The sequence below is a fragment of the Pseudomonas sp. Irchel s3f10 genome, from assembly GCF_900187515.1.
GTDB classification, from domain to species: Bacteria; Pseudomonadota; Gammaproteobacteria; order Pseudomonadales; family Pseudomonadaceae; genus Aquipseudomonas; species Aquipseudomonas tensinigenes.
In genome coordinates this window covers 172424-187909 of record NZ_FYDZ01000006.1, presented here as the reverse complement: position 1 = coordinate 187909, position 15486 = coordinate 172424, and the positions used below count along the sequence as shown (strand labels likewise).

Below are 15486 nucleotides of genomic sequence, written 5' to 3'. Positions count from 1 at the left end.
GCTCTGCGTGGGAATGCAGCCAGTGACGCTCAGCAGCTGCACAGAGCGCTATCGAGTACCTTGCGCAACTCCGACGGATGATCCACCACCACGTCCGCCCCCCAATGCCGCGGGTTGTCGTCCGGGTGGATGTAGCCAAACGTCACCGCCGCGGTTTTCGTGCCGGCATCGCGGCCGGATTCGATATCGCGCAGATCATCGCCGACAAACAGCACCGTCGATGGATCCAGATCAAGCATCTTGCACGCAAGGATCAACGGCTCCGGATCCGGCTTGCTGTTCTTCACGTGATCCGGGCAGATCAGCAAGGCCGAACGCTCAGCCAATCCCAGTTGCTGCATGATCGGCTCGGCAAAGCGCAAAGGCTTGTTAGTCACCACGCCCCAAATCAGATTGGCCTTTTCGATATCGGCCAGCAGTTCACCCATGCCGTCAAACAGCTTGCTGTGCACCGCGCAGCCAACCAGATAGCGCTCAAGGAACTCCAGACGCAGCTCTTCGAAGCCCGGCGATTCCGGGTCCATCGAGAACGTCACCGCGACCATGGCCTTGGCGCCGCCGGAGATCTCGTCGCGGATGTGCTTGTCGTTGATCGGCGGCAAGCCGCGATCTGCACGCATTGCCTGGCAGATCGCGATGAAGTCCGGCGCCGTGTCGAGCAGGGTGCCGTCCATGTCGAAGAGAACTGCTCTGATGGCCATCGGCTTACTCCTCGCGCAGGGTCTGGATCATGTAGTTGACGTCAACGTCGTTGGCCAGCTTGTAGTGCTTGGTCAGCGGGTTGTAGGTCAGGCCGATGATGTCCTTGACGGTCAGGCCGGCCATGCGGCTCCACGCGCCGAGCTCGGACGGGCGGATGAATTTCTTGAAGTCATGGGTGCCGCGCGGCAGCAGCTTCATGATGTATTCAGCGCCGATGATGGCGAACAGATACGCCTTCGGGTTGCGGTTGATGGTCGAGAAGAACACCTGGCCGCCGGGCTTGACCATGCGGAAGCAGGCGCGGATGACCGACGATGGATCCGGTACGTGCTCGAGCATTTCCAGGCAAGTCACCACATCGAACTGCTCAGGCATTTCTTCGGCCAGCGCTTCGGCGGTGATCTGGCGGTATTCGACGCTGACGCCGGATTCCAGCTGATGCAGTTGCGCGACCGCCAGTGGCGCTTCGCCCATGTCGATGCCCATCACGGTCGCGCCACGCTGGGCCATGGCTTCGCTGAGAATGCCGCCGCCGCAGCCGACGTCGAGGACTTTCTTGCCAGCCAGATTGACCCGCTCGTCAATCCAGTTGACCCGCAGCGGGTTGATGTCGTGCAGCGGTTTGAATTCGCTTTCGCGGTCCCACCAGCGATGGGCCAGGGCTTCGAATTTGGCGATTTCGGCGTGGTCGACGTTACTCATGTTAAATCCTCTGAAACTTGAAAAAGGCTGTAGCCCCGGCATTTGCGCCGGAGTGTTTACGATTCGGTGTGGCCGCTGATGCGCTGGCCCCAGGCCCGGGCGGTGACGCCCAGCTGTTCTTCGTCTAGTCGGGTCAGGCGCCGGTCGTCGAGCAGTTGTTTGCCGGCGACCCACAGGTGTTTCACGCAATCGCGACCGGTGGCATAGATAAGCTGCGAAACCGGGTCGTACACCGGTTGCTGCGCCAGACCGGACAGGTCGAAAGCGACGATGTCGGCAGCTTTGCCGATTTCCAGCGAGCCGACTTGTGCTTCGATTCCCAGTGCCCGCGCGCCATTCAGGGTGGCCATGCGCAGCGCCCGATGGGCGTCCAGCGCGGTGGCGGAGCCGGCGACGGCTTTGGCCAGCAGCGCGGCGGTGCGGGTTTCGCCGAGCAGATCGAGATCGTTATTGCTGGCGGCGCCATCGGTGCCGACCGCGACATTGACGCCAGCCTGCCACAAACGCTCGACCGGGCAGAAGCCGCTGGCGAGTTTCAGGTTGGATTCCGGGCAATGGATCACGCTGGTGTTGCTTTCTACCAGCAACGCCAGGTCGTCATCGCTGATCTGGGTCATGTGCACGGCCTGGAAGCGCGGGCCGAGCAGGCCAAGACGACCGAGGCGGGCCAGTGGACGTTCGCCGCGCTGCTCCAGTGACTGCTGAACTTCGAAAGCGGTTTCGTGCACGTGCATATGGATCGAGGCGTCCAGTTCCTCGGCAATCACGCGGATTTTCTCCAGGTTTTCGTCGCCGACGGTGTACGGTGCATGAGGGCCGAACGTGATCTTGATGCGTTCGTGGTGCTTAAGATCGCCGAACAGTTCGACGCCCTGACGAATGGCTTCATCGGCGCTGCTGGCGCCCGGGATCGGGAAATCGAGGATCGGAATGGCGATCTGCGCGCGAATGCCGCTGTTGTGCACGCGTTCACTGGCGACTTTCGGGAAGAAATACATGTCCGAAAAACAGGTGATGCCACCCTTGATCTGCTCGGCAATGGCCAGATCGGTGCCGTCACGAACGAAGTCTTCATCGACCCACTTGGCCTCGGCCGGCCAGATGTGGTTTTCCAGCCAGGTCATCAGCGGCAGATCATCGGCCAGGCCGCGGAACAGCGTCATCGCTGCGTGGCCGTGCGCATTGATCAGGCCCGGGGCGAGCAGCACATCCGGCAGTTCGCGGATTTCCGTGGCGTTACACTTCAATGCTTCGGCGCGCGGGCCGATAAACACGATGCGACCGTCGCGGATGCCCAGGCCGTGCTCTTTGAGCACAACGCCTGCAGGTTCGACGGGTACCAGCCAGGTCGGCAGCAATAATAAGTCGAGCGCAATGGCAGGTTTCGGCATCGAGGGTCGGTTCCAGTGCTTTTGTAAAGGATGGCGAAGTATACCCGAGCGTCTTCGCGGGGGGATCGCTATAATCGGCGGCTTTTGTTCATGAGTGCGGGGTGTGGGATGCGCGATCGACTGTTGGCTGCGGAGAAAGTGAAGGCCATCGATTGGCGAGACGGCGCGCTGCACCTGCTGGATCAGCGTATTTTGCCGTTCGAAGAAACGTGGATTGCCTACACCAGCGCCGCCGGCGTGGCCGAGGCAATTCGCTCGATGGTGGTGCGTGGCGCGCCGGCCATCGGCATCAGTGCGGCCTATGGCATCGTCCTCGCGGCGCGTGCGCGGATCGCTGAAGGTGGCGATTGGTACGCGGCGCTGGAAGAGGATTTCGCCTTGCTGGCGGATTCTCGTCCGACAGCGGTCAATCTGTTCTGGGCGCTGGGTCGCATGCACGATCGCCTCGATCGCTTGAAAGAAAACGCCGATCCGCTGGCGGCGCTGGAAGCCGAAGCTATCGCCATTCATGAAAGCGACCGTGAAGCCAACCTGACCATGGCGCAGTTGGGCGTTGATCTGATCCGCAAACATCAGGGCAATGCCCAGGCGATTCTGACCCACTGCAATACCGGCGCGCTGGCTACCGGTGGTTTCGGTACGGCGTTGGGAGTGATTCGTGCAGCCTTTATTGAAGGCATGGTCGAGCGCGTTTATGCCGACGAAACCCGTCCATGGCTGCAGGGCTCGCGCCTGACTGCGTGGGAACTGGCCAACGAAGGCATTCCGGTAACTCTGAATGCTGACTCCGCTGCTGCGCACATCATGAAAACCAAAGGCGTGACCTGGGTGATCGTCGGCGCCGACCGCATCACGGCCAACGGTGATGTGGCCAACAAGATCGGCACCTATCAACTGGCGGTCAACGCCATGCACCACGGCGTGCGTTTCATGGTGGTGGCGCCGAGTTCGACCATCGACATGAACCTGGTCAGTGGTGATGACATCCCGATCGAAGAGCGTGACGGTGCCGAGTTGCTGGAAGTCGGCGGCAAGCGCGTCGGTGCCGACGTTGAAGCGTTCAACCCGGTGTTTGACGTGACTCCGGCAGACCTGATCGATGCGATCGTCACCGAAAAGGGCATCGTCGAGCGTCCGGATACCGCGAAAATGGCCCAGTTGATGTGCCGCAAGCGCCTGCATTAACAGGCTTGAATCCCGCGTCGACATCTTCGCGAGCAAGCTCGCTCCCACAGTTTTTGTGAACGCCACAGAACAATGTGGGAGCGAGCCTGCTCGCGAAAGGGCCTTAAAAGTCAATAAACATCCTCAAACCAAGCCTGAATTCTGCATTCAAAGAAGCTCTGAGCCTCTCTCGTCCCCGTTAAGCCTGTCACCGGTCAACTAACTATGCTCCATGCGCATCAGGGGGATAGGTGCGTGGCGGCCTTTGTGATAACATCCGGCGTTTTCCGAGGCAGCTCCACGGAGCTGTCTTTACTGCGCAAATCCGCGATCCAATGTTGATTTGTCGTAAGTCGGCGCATGGCACTCGGCCGGCCCCGACGAGCTTCGTTGCTCCCACATGGATATGACGAAGTTTCACCAGAAAAAGGAATCAGGCTTCTCATGGGCGAACTGGCCAAAGAAATCCTCCCGGTCAATATCGAAGACGAGCTGAAACAGTCCTACCTCGACTACGCGATGAGCGTGATCGTCGGCCGTGCACTGCCGGATGCGCGCGATGGCCTCAAGCCCGTGCACCGTCGCGTACTGTTTGCGATGAGCGAGCTGGGCAACGACTTCAACAAGCCGTACAAGAAATCTGCCCGTGTTGTCGGCGACGTGATCGGTAAGTATCACCCGCACGGTGACACTGCCGTGTACGACACCATCGTTCGTATGGCTCAGCCTTTCTCCCTGCGCTACCTGCTGGTAGACGGTCAGGGCAACTTCGGTTCGGTCGACGGCGACAACGCTGCGGCCATGCGATACACCGAAGTGCGCATGACCAAACTGGCGCACGAACTGCTGGCTGACCTGCACAAGGAAACCGTGGACTGGGTGCCGAACTACGACGGCACCGAAATGATCCCGGCGGTCATGCCGACCCGTATCCCCAACCTGCTGGTCAACGGCTCCAGCGGTATCGCCGTGGGCATGGCGACCAACATTCCGCCGCACAACCTCGGTGAAGTCATCGACGGTTGCCTGGCGCTCATCGACAACCCTGAGCTGACCGTCGATGAGCTGATGCAGTATATCCCCGGTCCGGACTTCCCGACCGCCGCGATCATCAACGGTCGCGCCGGCATCATCGAAGCCTACCGCACCGGTCGCGGGCGTATTTACATGCGCGCTCGTTCGATCATTGAAGACATCGACAAGGTCGGTGGCCGTCAGCAGATCGTCATCACCGAACTCCCTTACCAGTTGAACAAGGCGCGTCTGATCGAGAAGATCGCCGAGCTGGTCAAAGAGAAGAAGCTGGAAGGCATCACCGAATTGCGCGACGAGTCCGACAAGGACGGTATGCGCGTCGTGATCGAACTGCGTCGCGGCGAAGTGCCTGAGGTGATCCTCAACAACCTCTACGCCCAGACCCAGCTGCAATCGGTATTCGGCATCAACATCGTTGCGCTGATCGACGGCCGCCCACGCATCCTCAACCTCAAGGATCTGCTGGAAGCCTTCGTCCGTCACCGTCGCGAAGTCGTTACCCGTCGCACCGTGTTCGAACTGCGCAAGGCGCGCGAGCGTGGTCACATCCTCGAAGGCCAGGCCGTTGCCCTGTCGAACATCGACCCGGTCATCGCCCTGATCAAAGCCTCGCCGACCCCTTCGGAAGCCAAAGAAGCGCTGATCAGCACGCCGTGGGAATCCTCGGCAGTGGTGGCGATGGTTGAGCGTGCCGGTGCCGATTCGTGCCGTCCGGAAAACCTCGACCCGCAATACGGTCTGCGCGAAGGCAAGTACTTCCTGTCGCCAGAACAGGCGCAAGCCATTCTGGAGCTGCGTCTGCACCGTCTGACCGGTCTGGAACACGAAAAACTGCTGGCTGAGTATCAAGAGATCCTCAATCAGATCGGCGAGCTGATCCGCATCCTCAACAGCGCTGTGCGCCTGATGGAAGTGATCCGCGAAGAGCTGGAAGTGATTCGTGCCGAATACGGCGACGTGCGTCGCACCGAAATTCTCGATGCCCGTCTCGACCTGACCCTGGGTGACATGATCCCGGAAGAAGAGCGCGTCGTGACCATCTCTCACGGTGGCTACGCCAAGACCCAGCCACTGGCTGCGTACCAGGCTCAGCGTCGTGGCGGTAAAGGCAAATCGGCGACCGGCGTCAAGGATGAGGACTACATCGCTCACCTGCTGGTTGCCAACAGCCACACCACGCTGCTGCTGTTCTCCAGCAAAGGCAAGGTTTACTGGCTCAAGACCTACGAGATTCCGGAAGCCTCCCGCGCCGCCCGTGGTCGTCCGCTGGTCAACCTTCTGCCATTGAGCGAAGGCGAATACATCACCACCATGCTGCCGGTCGATCTCGAAGCCATGAAGCGTCAGGCTGATGAAGAAGAAGCCGAAGGCGCTGAAGCTGATGTAGAAGAGATCGAGAACAGCAACGAGACTGATGAAGAGCGTCGCGCTCGCATCAAGGCTGCCGACCGCAAGAAAGCACCGTTCATCTTCATGTCGACCGCCAACGGTACCGTCAAGAAGACCCCGTTGGTGGCCTTCAGCCGTCAGCGCAGCGTCGGTCTGATCGCGCTGGAGCTGGACGAAGGCGACATCCTGATCTCCGCCGCCATCACCGATGGCGAGCAGGAAATCATGCTGTTCTCCGACGGCGGCAAAGTGACTCGCTTCAAGGAATCCGAAGTTCGCGCCATGGGCCGTACCGCCCGCGGTGTGCGTGGTATGCGTCTGCCGGAAGGGCAGAAGTTGATCTCCATGCTGATTCCGGAAGAAGGCAGCGAAATCCTGACGGCGTCCGAGCGCGGCTACGGCAAGCGCACGGCGATCACCGAGTTCCCTGAATACAAGCGTGGCGGTCAGGGCGTAATCGCCATGGTCAGCAACGAGCGTAATGGCCGTCTGGTCGGCGCGGTTCAGGTGCAGGATGGCGAAGAAATCATGCTGATCTCCGATCAGGGCACTCTGGTGCGTACCCGTGTCGACGAAGTGTCGAGCCTGGGCCGTAACACTCAGGGCGTGACGCTGATCAAGCTGGCCAAGGATGAAACCCTGGTCGGACTGGAGCGGGTTCAGGAACCTTCGGAAGTCGAAGGTGAAGAGCTCGAGGGTGAAGAGGGCGAGGAATTCGAAGGCACTGTCGTAAACGACGATGCCGGTGAAGACCAGCAACTCGACGCCGCAGCAGACGAAGAACCGCAAGAATAAGCGGACAAACAAGGGGGCGGATGAAAATTCGCCCCCTTGTTATTTGTCCGGTATGAAATTTCGACATCATGGAGATCCCCTGTGGGAGTGAGCCTGCTCGCGATAGCGGTGTGTCAGATAAGCATTCGTTGGCTGACACACCGCTATCGCGAGCAGGCTCACTCCTACACTGGAAAGCGTTTCATCGCTGTTCCTGTGTCGACGGTCGATACGATTTAATGCGTGATATCAAATCAGAGCGAGATTGGATGTGAGCAAGCGAGCCTTTAACTTCTGCGCCGGTCCTGCGGCGCTTCCCGAAGCTGTCCTGCAGCGCGCCCAGGGTGAACTCCTTGATTGGCATGGCAAGGGTCTGTCGGTCATGGAAATGAGCCATCGCAGCGATGAGTTCGTGTCCATCGCCACCCAGGCCGAGCAGGATCTGCGTGACCTGCTGAATATCCCGTCGAATTATAAAGTGCTGTTTCTGCAAGGTGGCGCCAGCCAGCAGTTCGCGCAGATCCCACTGAACCTGCTGCCGGAAAACGGTTCTGCCGACTACATCGATACCGGTATCTGGTCGCAGAAGGCCATCGAAGAAGCTTCGCGCTACGGCCGCGTCAACGTTGCCGCCACCGCCAAGCCTTACGACTATTTCGCCATCCCGGGCCAGAACGAGTGGAAGCTGTCGAAAGACGCCGCTTACGTTCACTACGCGCCGAACGAAACCATCGGCGGTCTGGAATTCCAGTGGATCCCGGAAGTCGGCGACGTTCCGCTGGTGGCTGACATGTCTTCGGACATCCTCTCGCGTCCGGTCGATATCTCGCGTTTCGGCATGATCTACGCCGGCGCGCAGAAAAACATCGGCCCGAGCGGTATCGTCGTCAACATCATCCGCGAAGACCTGCTGGGCAAGGCGCGTGCGCTGTGCCCGACCATGCTCGACTACAAAGTCGCGGCGGATAACGGCTCGATGTACAACACCCCACCGACTCTGGCCTGGTACCTGTCCGGTCTGGTGTTCCAGTGGCTGAAAGAGCAGGGTGGCGTTGAAGCCATCGCCAAACTGAATGACGTCAAGCAACGCACGCTGTATGACTTCATCGACGCCAGCGGCCTCTACAGCAACCCGATCAACAAGTCGGACCGCTCGTGGATGAACGTGCCGTTCCGTCTGGCCGATGATCGTCTGGACAAGCCGTTCCTTGTCGGTGCCGAAGAGCGCGGCCTGCTCAATCTGAAGGGCCACCGCTCCGTGGGCGGCATGCGCGCCTCCATCTACAACGCCGTCGACATCACTGCGGTTAATGCGCTGGTGGCGTACATGGCTGAATTCGAGAAGGAACACGGCTGATGTCCGAGCAAGAACTCAAGGCACTGCGCGTTCGCATTGACGCTCTGGACACCAAAGTCATGGAGCTGATCAGTGAGCGTGCGCGTTGCGCCCAGGAAGTCGCGCGAGTAAAGATGGCCTCGCTGGCCGAAGGCGAAGTGCCAGTGTTCTATCGTCCTGAGCGTGAAGCTCAGGTGCTCAAGCGTGTCATGGAGCGCAATCAGGGGCCGCTGGGCAACGAAGAGATGGCGCGGTTGTTCCGCGAAATCATGTCGTCGTGCCTGGCGCTGGAGCAGCCGCTGAAAGTGGCTTACCTCGGCCCTGAAGGCACCTTCACCCAGGCGGCGGCCATGAAGCACTTCGGTCACGCGGTGATCAGCAGGCCGATGGCGGCGATCGACGAAGTGTTCCGTGAAGTGGCGGCCGGTGCGGTGAATTTTGGCGTGGTCCCGGTGGAAAACTCCACCGAAGGCGCGGTCAACCACACGCTGGACAGCTTCCTCGAGCACGACATGGTCATCTGTGGCGAAGTCGAGCTGCGCATTCACCATCACCTGTTGGTCGGTGAAAGTACCAAGACCGACAGCATCAGCCGCATCTATTCCCACGCGCAGTCGCTGGCCCAGTGCCGCAAGTGGCTGGATGCGCATTACCCGAATGTCGAGCGCGTGGCGGTGTCGAGCAACGCCGAAGCGGCCAAGCGGGTCAAAGGTGAGTGGAATTCGGCGGCGATTGCCGGCGACATGGCGGCAGGGCTGTATGGCCTGACCCGTCTGGCCGAGAAGATCGAAGACCGTCCGGACAACTCGACGCGCTTCCTGATGATTGGTAACCAGGAAGTGCCGCCGACCGGCGACGACAAGACTTCGATCATCGTGTCGATGAGCAACAAGCCCGGCGCGCTCCACGAGCTGCTGGTGCCGTTCCACGACAACGGGATCGACCTGACCCGTATCGAAACGCGTCCGTCACGCAGTGGCAAATGGACTTACGTGTTCTTCATCGACTTCGTCGGCCATCACCGTGATCCGTTGATCAAAGGTGTATTGGAAAAGATCAGTCAGGAAGCAGTAGCACTCAAAGTGCTGGGTTCCTACCCGAAAGCAGTTCTCTAAGGGGCGGTAGCAAATGAGTGGCAACTTCCTCGCTCTGGCACAGCCGGGCGTGCAACAACTTTCGCCGTACGTTCCGGGCAAGCCTGTGGACGAACTGGCGCGCGAGCTGGATCTGGATCCGGCCAAAATCGTCAAACTGGCGAGCAACGAAAACCCGTTGGGTGCCAGTCCGAAAGCCTTGGCGGCAATCCGCGAAGAGTTGGCCGAACTGACCCGTTATCCGGACGGCAATGGTTTCGCGCTGAAATCGCTGCTGGCCGAGCAATGCCGTGTCGAACTGAACCAGGTCACTCTGGGTAACGGTTCCAACGATATTCTTGAGCTGGTCGCGCGCGCCTATCTGGCGCCGGGCCTGAACGCTGTGTTCAGTGAGCACGCGTTCGCGGTGTATCCAATTGCTACTCAAGCGGTCGGTGCTCAGGCCAAAGTGGTACCGGCCAAGGATTGGGGGCATGACCTGCCGGCAATGCTCGCCGCTATCGATGCCAACACCCGCGTAGTGTTTATCGCCAACCCGAACAACCCGACCGGCACCTGGTTCGGCGCAGAAGCGCTGGACGAATTCCTCCAGGATGTTCCGGAGCACGTGCTGGTAGTGCTGGACGAGGCTTACATCGAGTACGCCGAAGGCAGCGATCTGCCGGACGGTCTGGATTTCCTCGCCGCTTACCCGAATCTGCTGGTGTCGCGCACGTTCTCCAAGGCTTATGGTCTGGCGGCGCTGCGCGTCGGCTACGGTCTGTCGACTCCGGTTGTCGCTGACGTGCTGAACCGTGTTCGCCAGCCGTTCAACGTCAACAGTCTGGCCCTCGCGGCAGCATGTGCGGCGCTGAAGGATGAGGAATATCTGGCGCAAAGCCGCCAGCTCAACGAATCGGGCATGCAGCAGTTGCAGGCCGGTTTCCGTGAGTTGGGGCTGAGCTGGATCGAATCCAAAGGCAACTTCATCTGCGTCGACCTCGCTCAAGTCGCAGCCCCGGTGTTTCAGGGCTTGCTGCGCGAAGGCGTGATCGTGCGTCCGGTGGCCAACTACGGTATGCCGAACCACCTGCGGGTGACCATCGGTCTGCCGGCGGAAAACAGCCGCTTCCTTGAAGCGCTGCGCAAGGTTCTGGCTCGTGGGTGATGTCACTGCACTGCAATCTGCTGCACCTATGATCGGTCGCCTTGTGGTGGTCGGTCTGGGTTTGATCGGTGGTTCGTTTGCCAAAGGCTTGCGTGAAAGCGGCATCTGCCGCGAAGTGGTCGGGGTCGATCTCGATCCGCAATCGCGCAAGTTGGCGGTTGAGTTGGGCGTTGTGGATCGCTGTGAAGATGACTTGGCGGCAGCCTGTCAGGGCGCTGACGTAATTCAGTTGGCAGTTCCGATCCTGGCCATGGAAAAAGTGCTCGCGCGTCTGGCGGGCATGGATCTGGGGCAGGCGATTCTGACTGATGTCGGCAGCGCCAAAGGCAATGTCGTGCGCGCGGCCGCCGAAGCGTTTGGCGCTATGCCGCCGCGTTTCGTGCCGGGGCATCCGATTGCCGGTTCCGAGCAGAGCGGGGTGGAAGCCTCCAATGCCGAGCTGTTCCGCCGCCACAAAGTGATTCTCACACCGCTTGAGCAAACCGATCCGGCCGCATTGGCTGTGGTCGATCGTCTGTGGCGCGAACTGGGTGCCGACGTCGAGCACATGCAGGTCGAGCGTCACGATGAGGTGCTGGCCGCGACCAGTCATCTGCCGCACCTGCTGGCCTTCGGTCTTGTCGATTCGTTGGCCAAGCGCAATGAAAATCTTGAGATCTTCCGTTACGCTGCGGGCGGTTTCCGCGATTTCACAAGAATCGCCGGAAGCGACCCGGTGATGTGGCACGACATCTTCCTCGCCAACCGCGAGGCTGTCCTGCGCACACTCGATACATTTCGCAGCGACCTCGACGCCTTGCGCGACGCGGTCGATGCAGGGGATGGGCACCAATTGCTGGGCGTTTTCACGCGCGCCCGGGTTGCCCGCGAGCATTTCAGTAAAATCCTGGCCCGCAGGGCCTATGTGGACGCTATGAATTCCAACGATCTGATCTTCCTGGCTCAACCTGGTGGCCGCCTGTCCGGTCGGATTCGCGTACCGGGTGACAAATCCATTTCCCACCGCTCGATCATGCTCGGCTCGCTGGCCGAAGGCGTCACCGAAGTTGAAGGCTTTCTTGAGGGCGAAGACGCCCTGGCGACCTTGCAGGCATTCCGCGACATGGGTGTGGTCATCGAAGGCCCGCATCACGGCCGCGTGACCATTCACGGTGTCGGCCTGCACGGTCTGAAACCGGCGCCGGGCCCGATCTATCTGGGTAACTCCGGTACTTCGATGCGTTTGCTGTCCGGCTTGCTGGCGGCGCAGAACTTCGACAGTGTTTTGACTGGCGATGCCTCGCTGTCCAAGCGTCCGATGAATCGCGTAGCCAATCCACTGCGTGAAATGGGCGCCGTGATTGAAACCGCTGCTGAAGGTCGTCCACCGATGACCATTCGTGGTGGGCACAAGCTCAAGGGGCTGACCTACACCATGCCGATGGCCAGTGCTCAGGTGAAGTCCTGCCTGCTGCTCGCCGGTCTGTACGCTGAAGGCAAGACCACCGTGACCGAGCCGGCTCCGACTCGCGACCATACCGAGCGCATGCTGCGTGGTTTCGGTTATCCGGTCAGCGTTGAAGGTGCGACGGCTTCGGTTGAGTCTGGCGGTAAGCTGACCGCGACTCACATTGAAGTGCCTGGCGATATCTCCTCGTCGGCGTTCTTCCTGGTGGCAGCGTCGATCGCCGAGGGTTCAGAGCTGGTGCTCGAGCACGTCGGCATCAATCCGACTCGTACTGGCGTGATCGACATCCTGCGTCTGATGGGCGCGGACATCACCCTGGAAAACCAGCGTGAAGTCGGCGGCGAGCCTGTGGCTGACCTGCGCGTACGGGCAGCTAAACTCAAAGGTATCGAGATTCCCGAAGAGCTGGTTCCGCTGGCCATCGACGAATTCCCGGTGCTGTTCGTGGCGGCTGCCTGTGCCGAAGGGCGTACCGTGCTGACTGGCGCTGAAGAGTTGCGGGTCAAGGAATCGGATCGCATCCAGGTCATGGCGGATGGTTTGCTGGCGCTGGGCGTCAAATGCCAGCCGACCCCGGACGGCATCATCATCGACGGCGGCCAGATCGGCGGCGGCGAAGTGCACGGTCACGGCGATCACCGTATTGCGATGGCGTTCAGCGTTGCCTCGTTGCGCGCCACTGCACCGATCCGCATCCATGATTGCGCCAACGTCGCGACGTCGTTCCCGAACTTCCTCGCGCTTTGCGGGCAGGTCGGTATTCGTGTGGCACAAGAGGCTCAGTCGTGAAAAACATTGCACCGGTCATCACCATTGATGGGCCAAGCGGCTCGGGCAAGGGCACGGTCGCCGGGATTCTGGCCAAGCGTCTGGGCTGGAATCTGCTGGATTCCGGTGCGCTTTATCGCCTGCTGGCGTTTGCTGCGCACAATCATGGTGTCGACCTGACCAATGAAGAGCTGCTGAAGAAACTCGCCGCTCATCTGGATGTTCAGTTCATTGCCGCGACCGAAGGTCAGCTGCAACGGATCATTCTGGAAGGTGACGAAGTCAGCGATGTCATTCGCACCGAAAGCGTCGGCTCCGGCGCTTCGCAAGTGGCTGCATTGCCCGCCGTACGCGAGGCGCTGCTGCAGCGCCAGCGTGCTTTTCAGGAAGCGCCGGGCCTGGTGGCCGACGGCCGCGATATGGGTACGGTGGTTTTTCCCGATGCGCCATTGAAGATTTTCCTGACCGCCAGTGCCGAGGAGCGGGCGCGCCGTCGATATTTGCAGTTGAAGGGCAAAGTCGAGGGTGTTAGTCTGTCGAGTCTGCTAGATGAGATCCGTGCACGCGATGAGCGTGACACCCAGCGAGCGGTAGCCCCGCTTAAGCCGGCGGCTGACGCCATACAGCTGGATTCCACGGAGTTGTCCATCGATCAGGTGCTTGAACGCATCATGAGCGAGATCGCCATTCGCGATATCGCCGGGTGACCAAGAAGGCCGCAGGGGACCAGTCATAGTCCTGCGACGCTTCTTCTATATGAAACTAACCCACACCGTCTGGGGTGTGGAGATGGGCGTATCCTTCGCCCTCATTTACAGGAATTAAAATGAGCGAAAGCTTTGCGGAACTCTTTGAAGAAAGCCTAAAAACCCTGAACCTTCAGGCAGGCTCCATCATCACCGGTGTTATCGTTGATATCGATTACCAAGCTCGCTGGGTAACCGTTCACGCTGGCCTGAAGTCTGAAGCACTCATCCCGCTTGAGCAGTTCTACAACGACGCTGGCGATCTGACTATCAATGTCGGTGACGAAGTTCACGTTGCGCTGGACTCGGTTGAAGACGGTTTCGGTGAAACCAAGCTGTCCCGTGAAAAAGCCAAGCGCGCTGAATGCTGGATCGTTCTGGAAGCAGCCTTCGCAGCTGAGGAAGTGGTCAAGGGCGTTATCAACGGTAAGGTTAAAGGCGGCTTCACTGTCGACGTTAACGGCATCCGTGCGTTCCTGCCAGGTTCCCTGGTTGACGTCCGTCCAGTGCGCGACACCACGCACCTGGAAGGCAAAGAGCTGGAATTCAAGGTCATCAAGCTGGACCAGAAGCGCAACAACGTTGTCGTTTCCCGTCGCAGCGTCCTGGAAGCCGAGAACTCCGCCGAGCGTGAAGCTCTGCTGGAATCCCTGCAGGAAGGCCAGCAAGTCAAAGGTATCGTCAAAAACCTCACCGATTACGGCGCATTCGTCGATCTGGGTGGCGTGGACGGCCTGCTGCACATCACCGACATGGCCTGGAAGCGCATCAAGCATCCTTCCGAGATCGTCAACGTTGGTGACGAAATCGACGTTAAGGTTCTGAAATACGATCGCGAACGCAACCGTGTTTCCCTGGGCCTGAAGCAACTGGGCGAAGATCCATGGGTTGCTATCAAAGCCCGTTACCCAGAAAGCACTCGCGTTACCGCTCGTGTAACCAACCTGACCGACTACGGCTGCTTCGCTGAGCTGGAAGAAGGCGTTGAAGGTCTGGTACACGTTTCGGAAATGGACTGGACCAACAAGAACATCCACCCTTCGAAAGTCGTACAAGTTGGCGACGAAGTGGAAGTTATGGTTCTGGACATCGACGAAGAGCGTCGTCGTATCTCCCTGGGCATCAAGCAGTGCAAATCTAACCCATGGGAAGATTTCTCTGGCCAGTTCAACAAGGGCGATAAAATCTCCGGCACCATCAAGTCGATCACCGATTTCGGTATCTTCATTGGTCTGGACGGCGGCATCGACGGTCTGGTTCACCTGTCCGACATCTCCTGGAACGAAGTTGGCGAAGAAGCTGTTCGTCGTTTCAAGAAGGGCGACGAGCTGGACACCGTTATCCTGTCGGTTGACCCAGAGCGCGAGCGCATCTCCCTGGGTATCAAGCAACTGGAAAGCGATCCGTTCTCCGAGTACGTTCAAGAGAACGACAAAGGCGCCATCGTTAAAGGTACTGTGAAAGAAGTTGACGCCAAAGGCGCCATCATCGTTCTGGCCGACGATATCGAAGCGACTCTGAAAGCCTCCGAAATCAGCCGTGACCGCGTTGAAGACGCGCGCAACGTTCTGAAAGAAGGCCAGGAAGTAGAAGCCAAGATCATCAGCGTTGACCGCAAGAGCCGCGTGATCCAGCTCTCCATCAAGTCGAAAGACGATGCTGAAGAGAAAGAAGCTATCCAAAGCCTGAAGGCTGAAGAAGCTCCTACTGGCGACACCACCATGGCGGCACTGCTGCGCCAGGCAATGGCCAAACAGAACTAAGTTCTGCTTGATCATGAAAAAGGGCGAC

At 59.6% G+C, this 15486-nt stretch carries 11 protein-coding genes; 8 read left to right on the top strand and 3 right to left on the bottom strand.

All coding sequences use genetic code 11. From position 1 onward, the window contains the following. Positions 1–29: 29 nt before the first annotated feature. The 3 genes from mupP to CKW17_RS15590 are packed head-to-tail and all read right to left on the bottom strand — an operon-like array spanning position 30 to position 2795. A complete protein-coding gene (gene mupP, locus CKW17_RS15600) occupies positions 30–701 on the bottom strand; it encodes an N-acetylmuramic acid 6-phosphate phosphatase MupP (RefSeq protein ID WP_038364376.1) in 672 nt (223 codons plus the stop codon). Positions 702–705: 4 nt separating this feature from the next. Then, on the bottom strand, positions 706–1404 hold the full coding sequence (ubiG, locus tag CKW17_RS15595; protein ID WP_007908399.1) for a bifunctional 2-polyprenyl-6-hydroxyphenol methylase/3-demethylubiquinol 3-O-methyltransferase UbiG: 699 nt from the start codon (positions 1402–1404) through the stop codon (positions 706–708). 56 nt (positions 1405–1460) lie between these two features. After that, the gene (locus tag CKW17_RS15590) at positions 1461–2795 is read right to left on the bottom strand and encodes a TRZ/ATZ family hydrolase (protein ID WP_095120524.1); all 1335 of its coding nucleotides are present in this window, start codon (positions 2793–2795) and stop codon (positions 1461–1463) included. A gap of 108 nt (positions 2796–2903) precedes the next feature. On the opposite strand from CKW17_RS15590, the gene mtnA reads away from it, so the two are divergent. The 8 genes from mtnA to rpsA all read left to right on the top strand — a co-directional run bounded on the left by mtnA (position 2904) and on the right by rpsA (position 15458). Beyond that, a complete protein-coding gene (gene mtnA, locus CKW17_RS15585) occupies positions 2904–3980 on the top strand; it encodes an S-methyl-5-thioribose-1-phosphate isomerase (RefSeq protein WP_095120523.1) in 1077 nt (358 codons plus the stop codon). Positions 3981–4403: 423 nt separating this feature from the next. Beyond that, positions 4404–7178 (top strand): DNA gyrase subunit A, encoded by a 2775-nt coding sequence (gene gyrA / locus CKW17_RS15580; RefSeq protein ID WP_034155294.1) that lies wholly within the window; start codon positions 4404–4406, stop codon positions 7176–7178. 250 nt (positions 7179–7428) lie between these two features. Beyond that, positions 7429–8514, top strand: a complete 1086-nt coding sequence (serC, locus tag CKW17_RS15570; RefSeq protein ID WP_095120521.1) for a 3-phosphoserine/phosphohydroxythreonine transaminase — start codon at positions 7429–7431, stop codon at positions 8512–8514. Continuing rightward, positions 8514–9608 carry a prephenate dehydratase gene (gene pheA, locus CKW17_RS15565; RefSeq protein WP_095120520.1) on the top strand — a complete coding sequence of 365 codons (1095 nt, stop codon included), beginning with the start codon at positions 8514–8516 and terminating at the stop codon, positions 9606–9608. The genes serC and pheA overlap by 1 nt, the downstream gene beginning before the upstream one ends. Before the next feature lie 13 nt (positions 9609–9621). Next, entirely contained in the window at positions 9622–10734 is a 1113-nt protein-coding gene (gene hisC, locus CKW17_RS15560; RefSeq protein WP_095120519.1) for a histidinol-phosphate transaminase, read from the top strand. 28 nt (positions 10735–10762) lie between these two features. Continuing rightward, positions 10763–12970 carry a bifunctional prephenate dehydrogenase/3-phosphoshikimate 1-carboxyvinyltransferase gene (locus tag CKW17_RS15555; RefSeq protein WP_256586243.1) on the top strand — a complete coding sequence of 736 codons (2208 nt, stop codon included), beginning with the start codon at positions 10763–10765 and terminating at the stop codon, positions 12968–12970. After that, positions 12967–13656: a (d)CMP kinase gene (gene cmk / locus CKW17_RS15550; protein ID WP_064391442.1), complete on the top strand. Its 690-nt coding sequence runs from the start codon at positions 12967–12969 to the stop codon at positions 13654–13656. Before CKW17_RS15555 ends, cmk begins: the two co-directional genes overlap by 4 nt. A gap of 119 nt (positions 13657–13775) precedes the next feature. Beyond that, the gene (gene rpsA / locus CKW17_RS15545) at positions 13776–15458 is read left to right on the top strand and encodes a 30S ribosomal protein S1 (RefSeq protein WP_053122458.1); all 1683 of its coding nucleotides are present in this window, start codon (positions 13776–13778) and stop codon (positions 15456–15458) included. Positions 15459–15486: the final 28 nt, after the last annotated feature.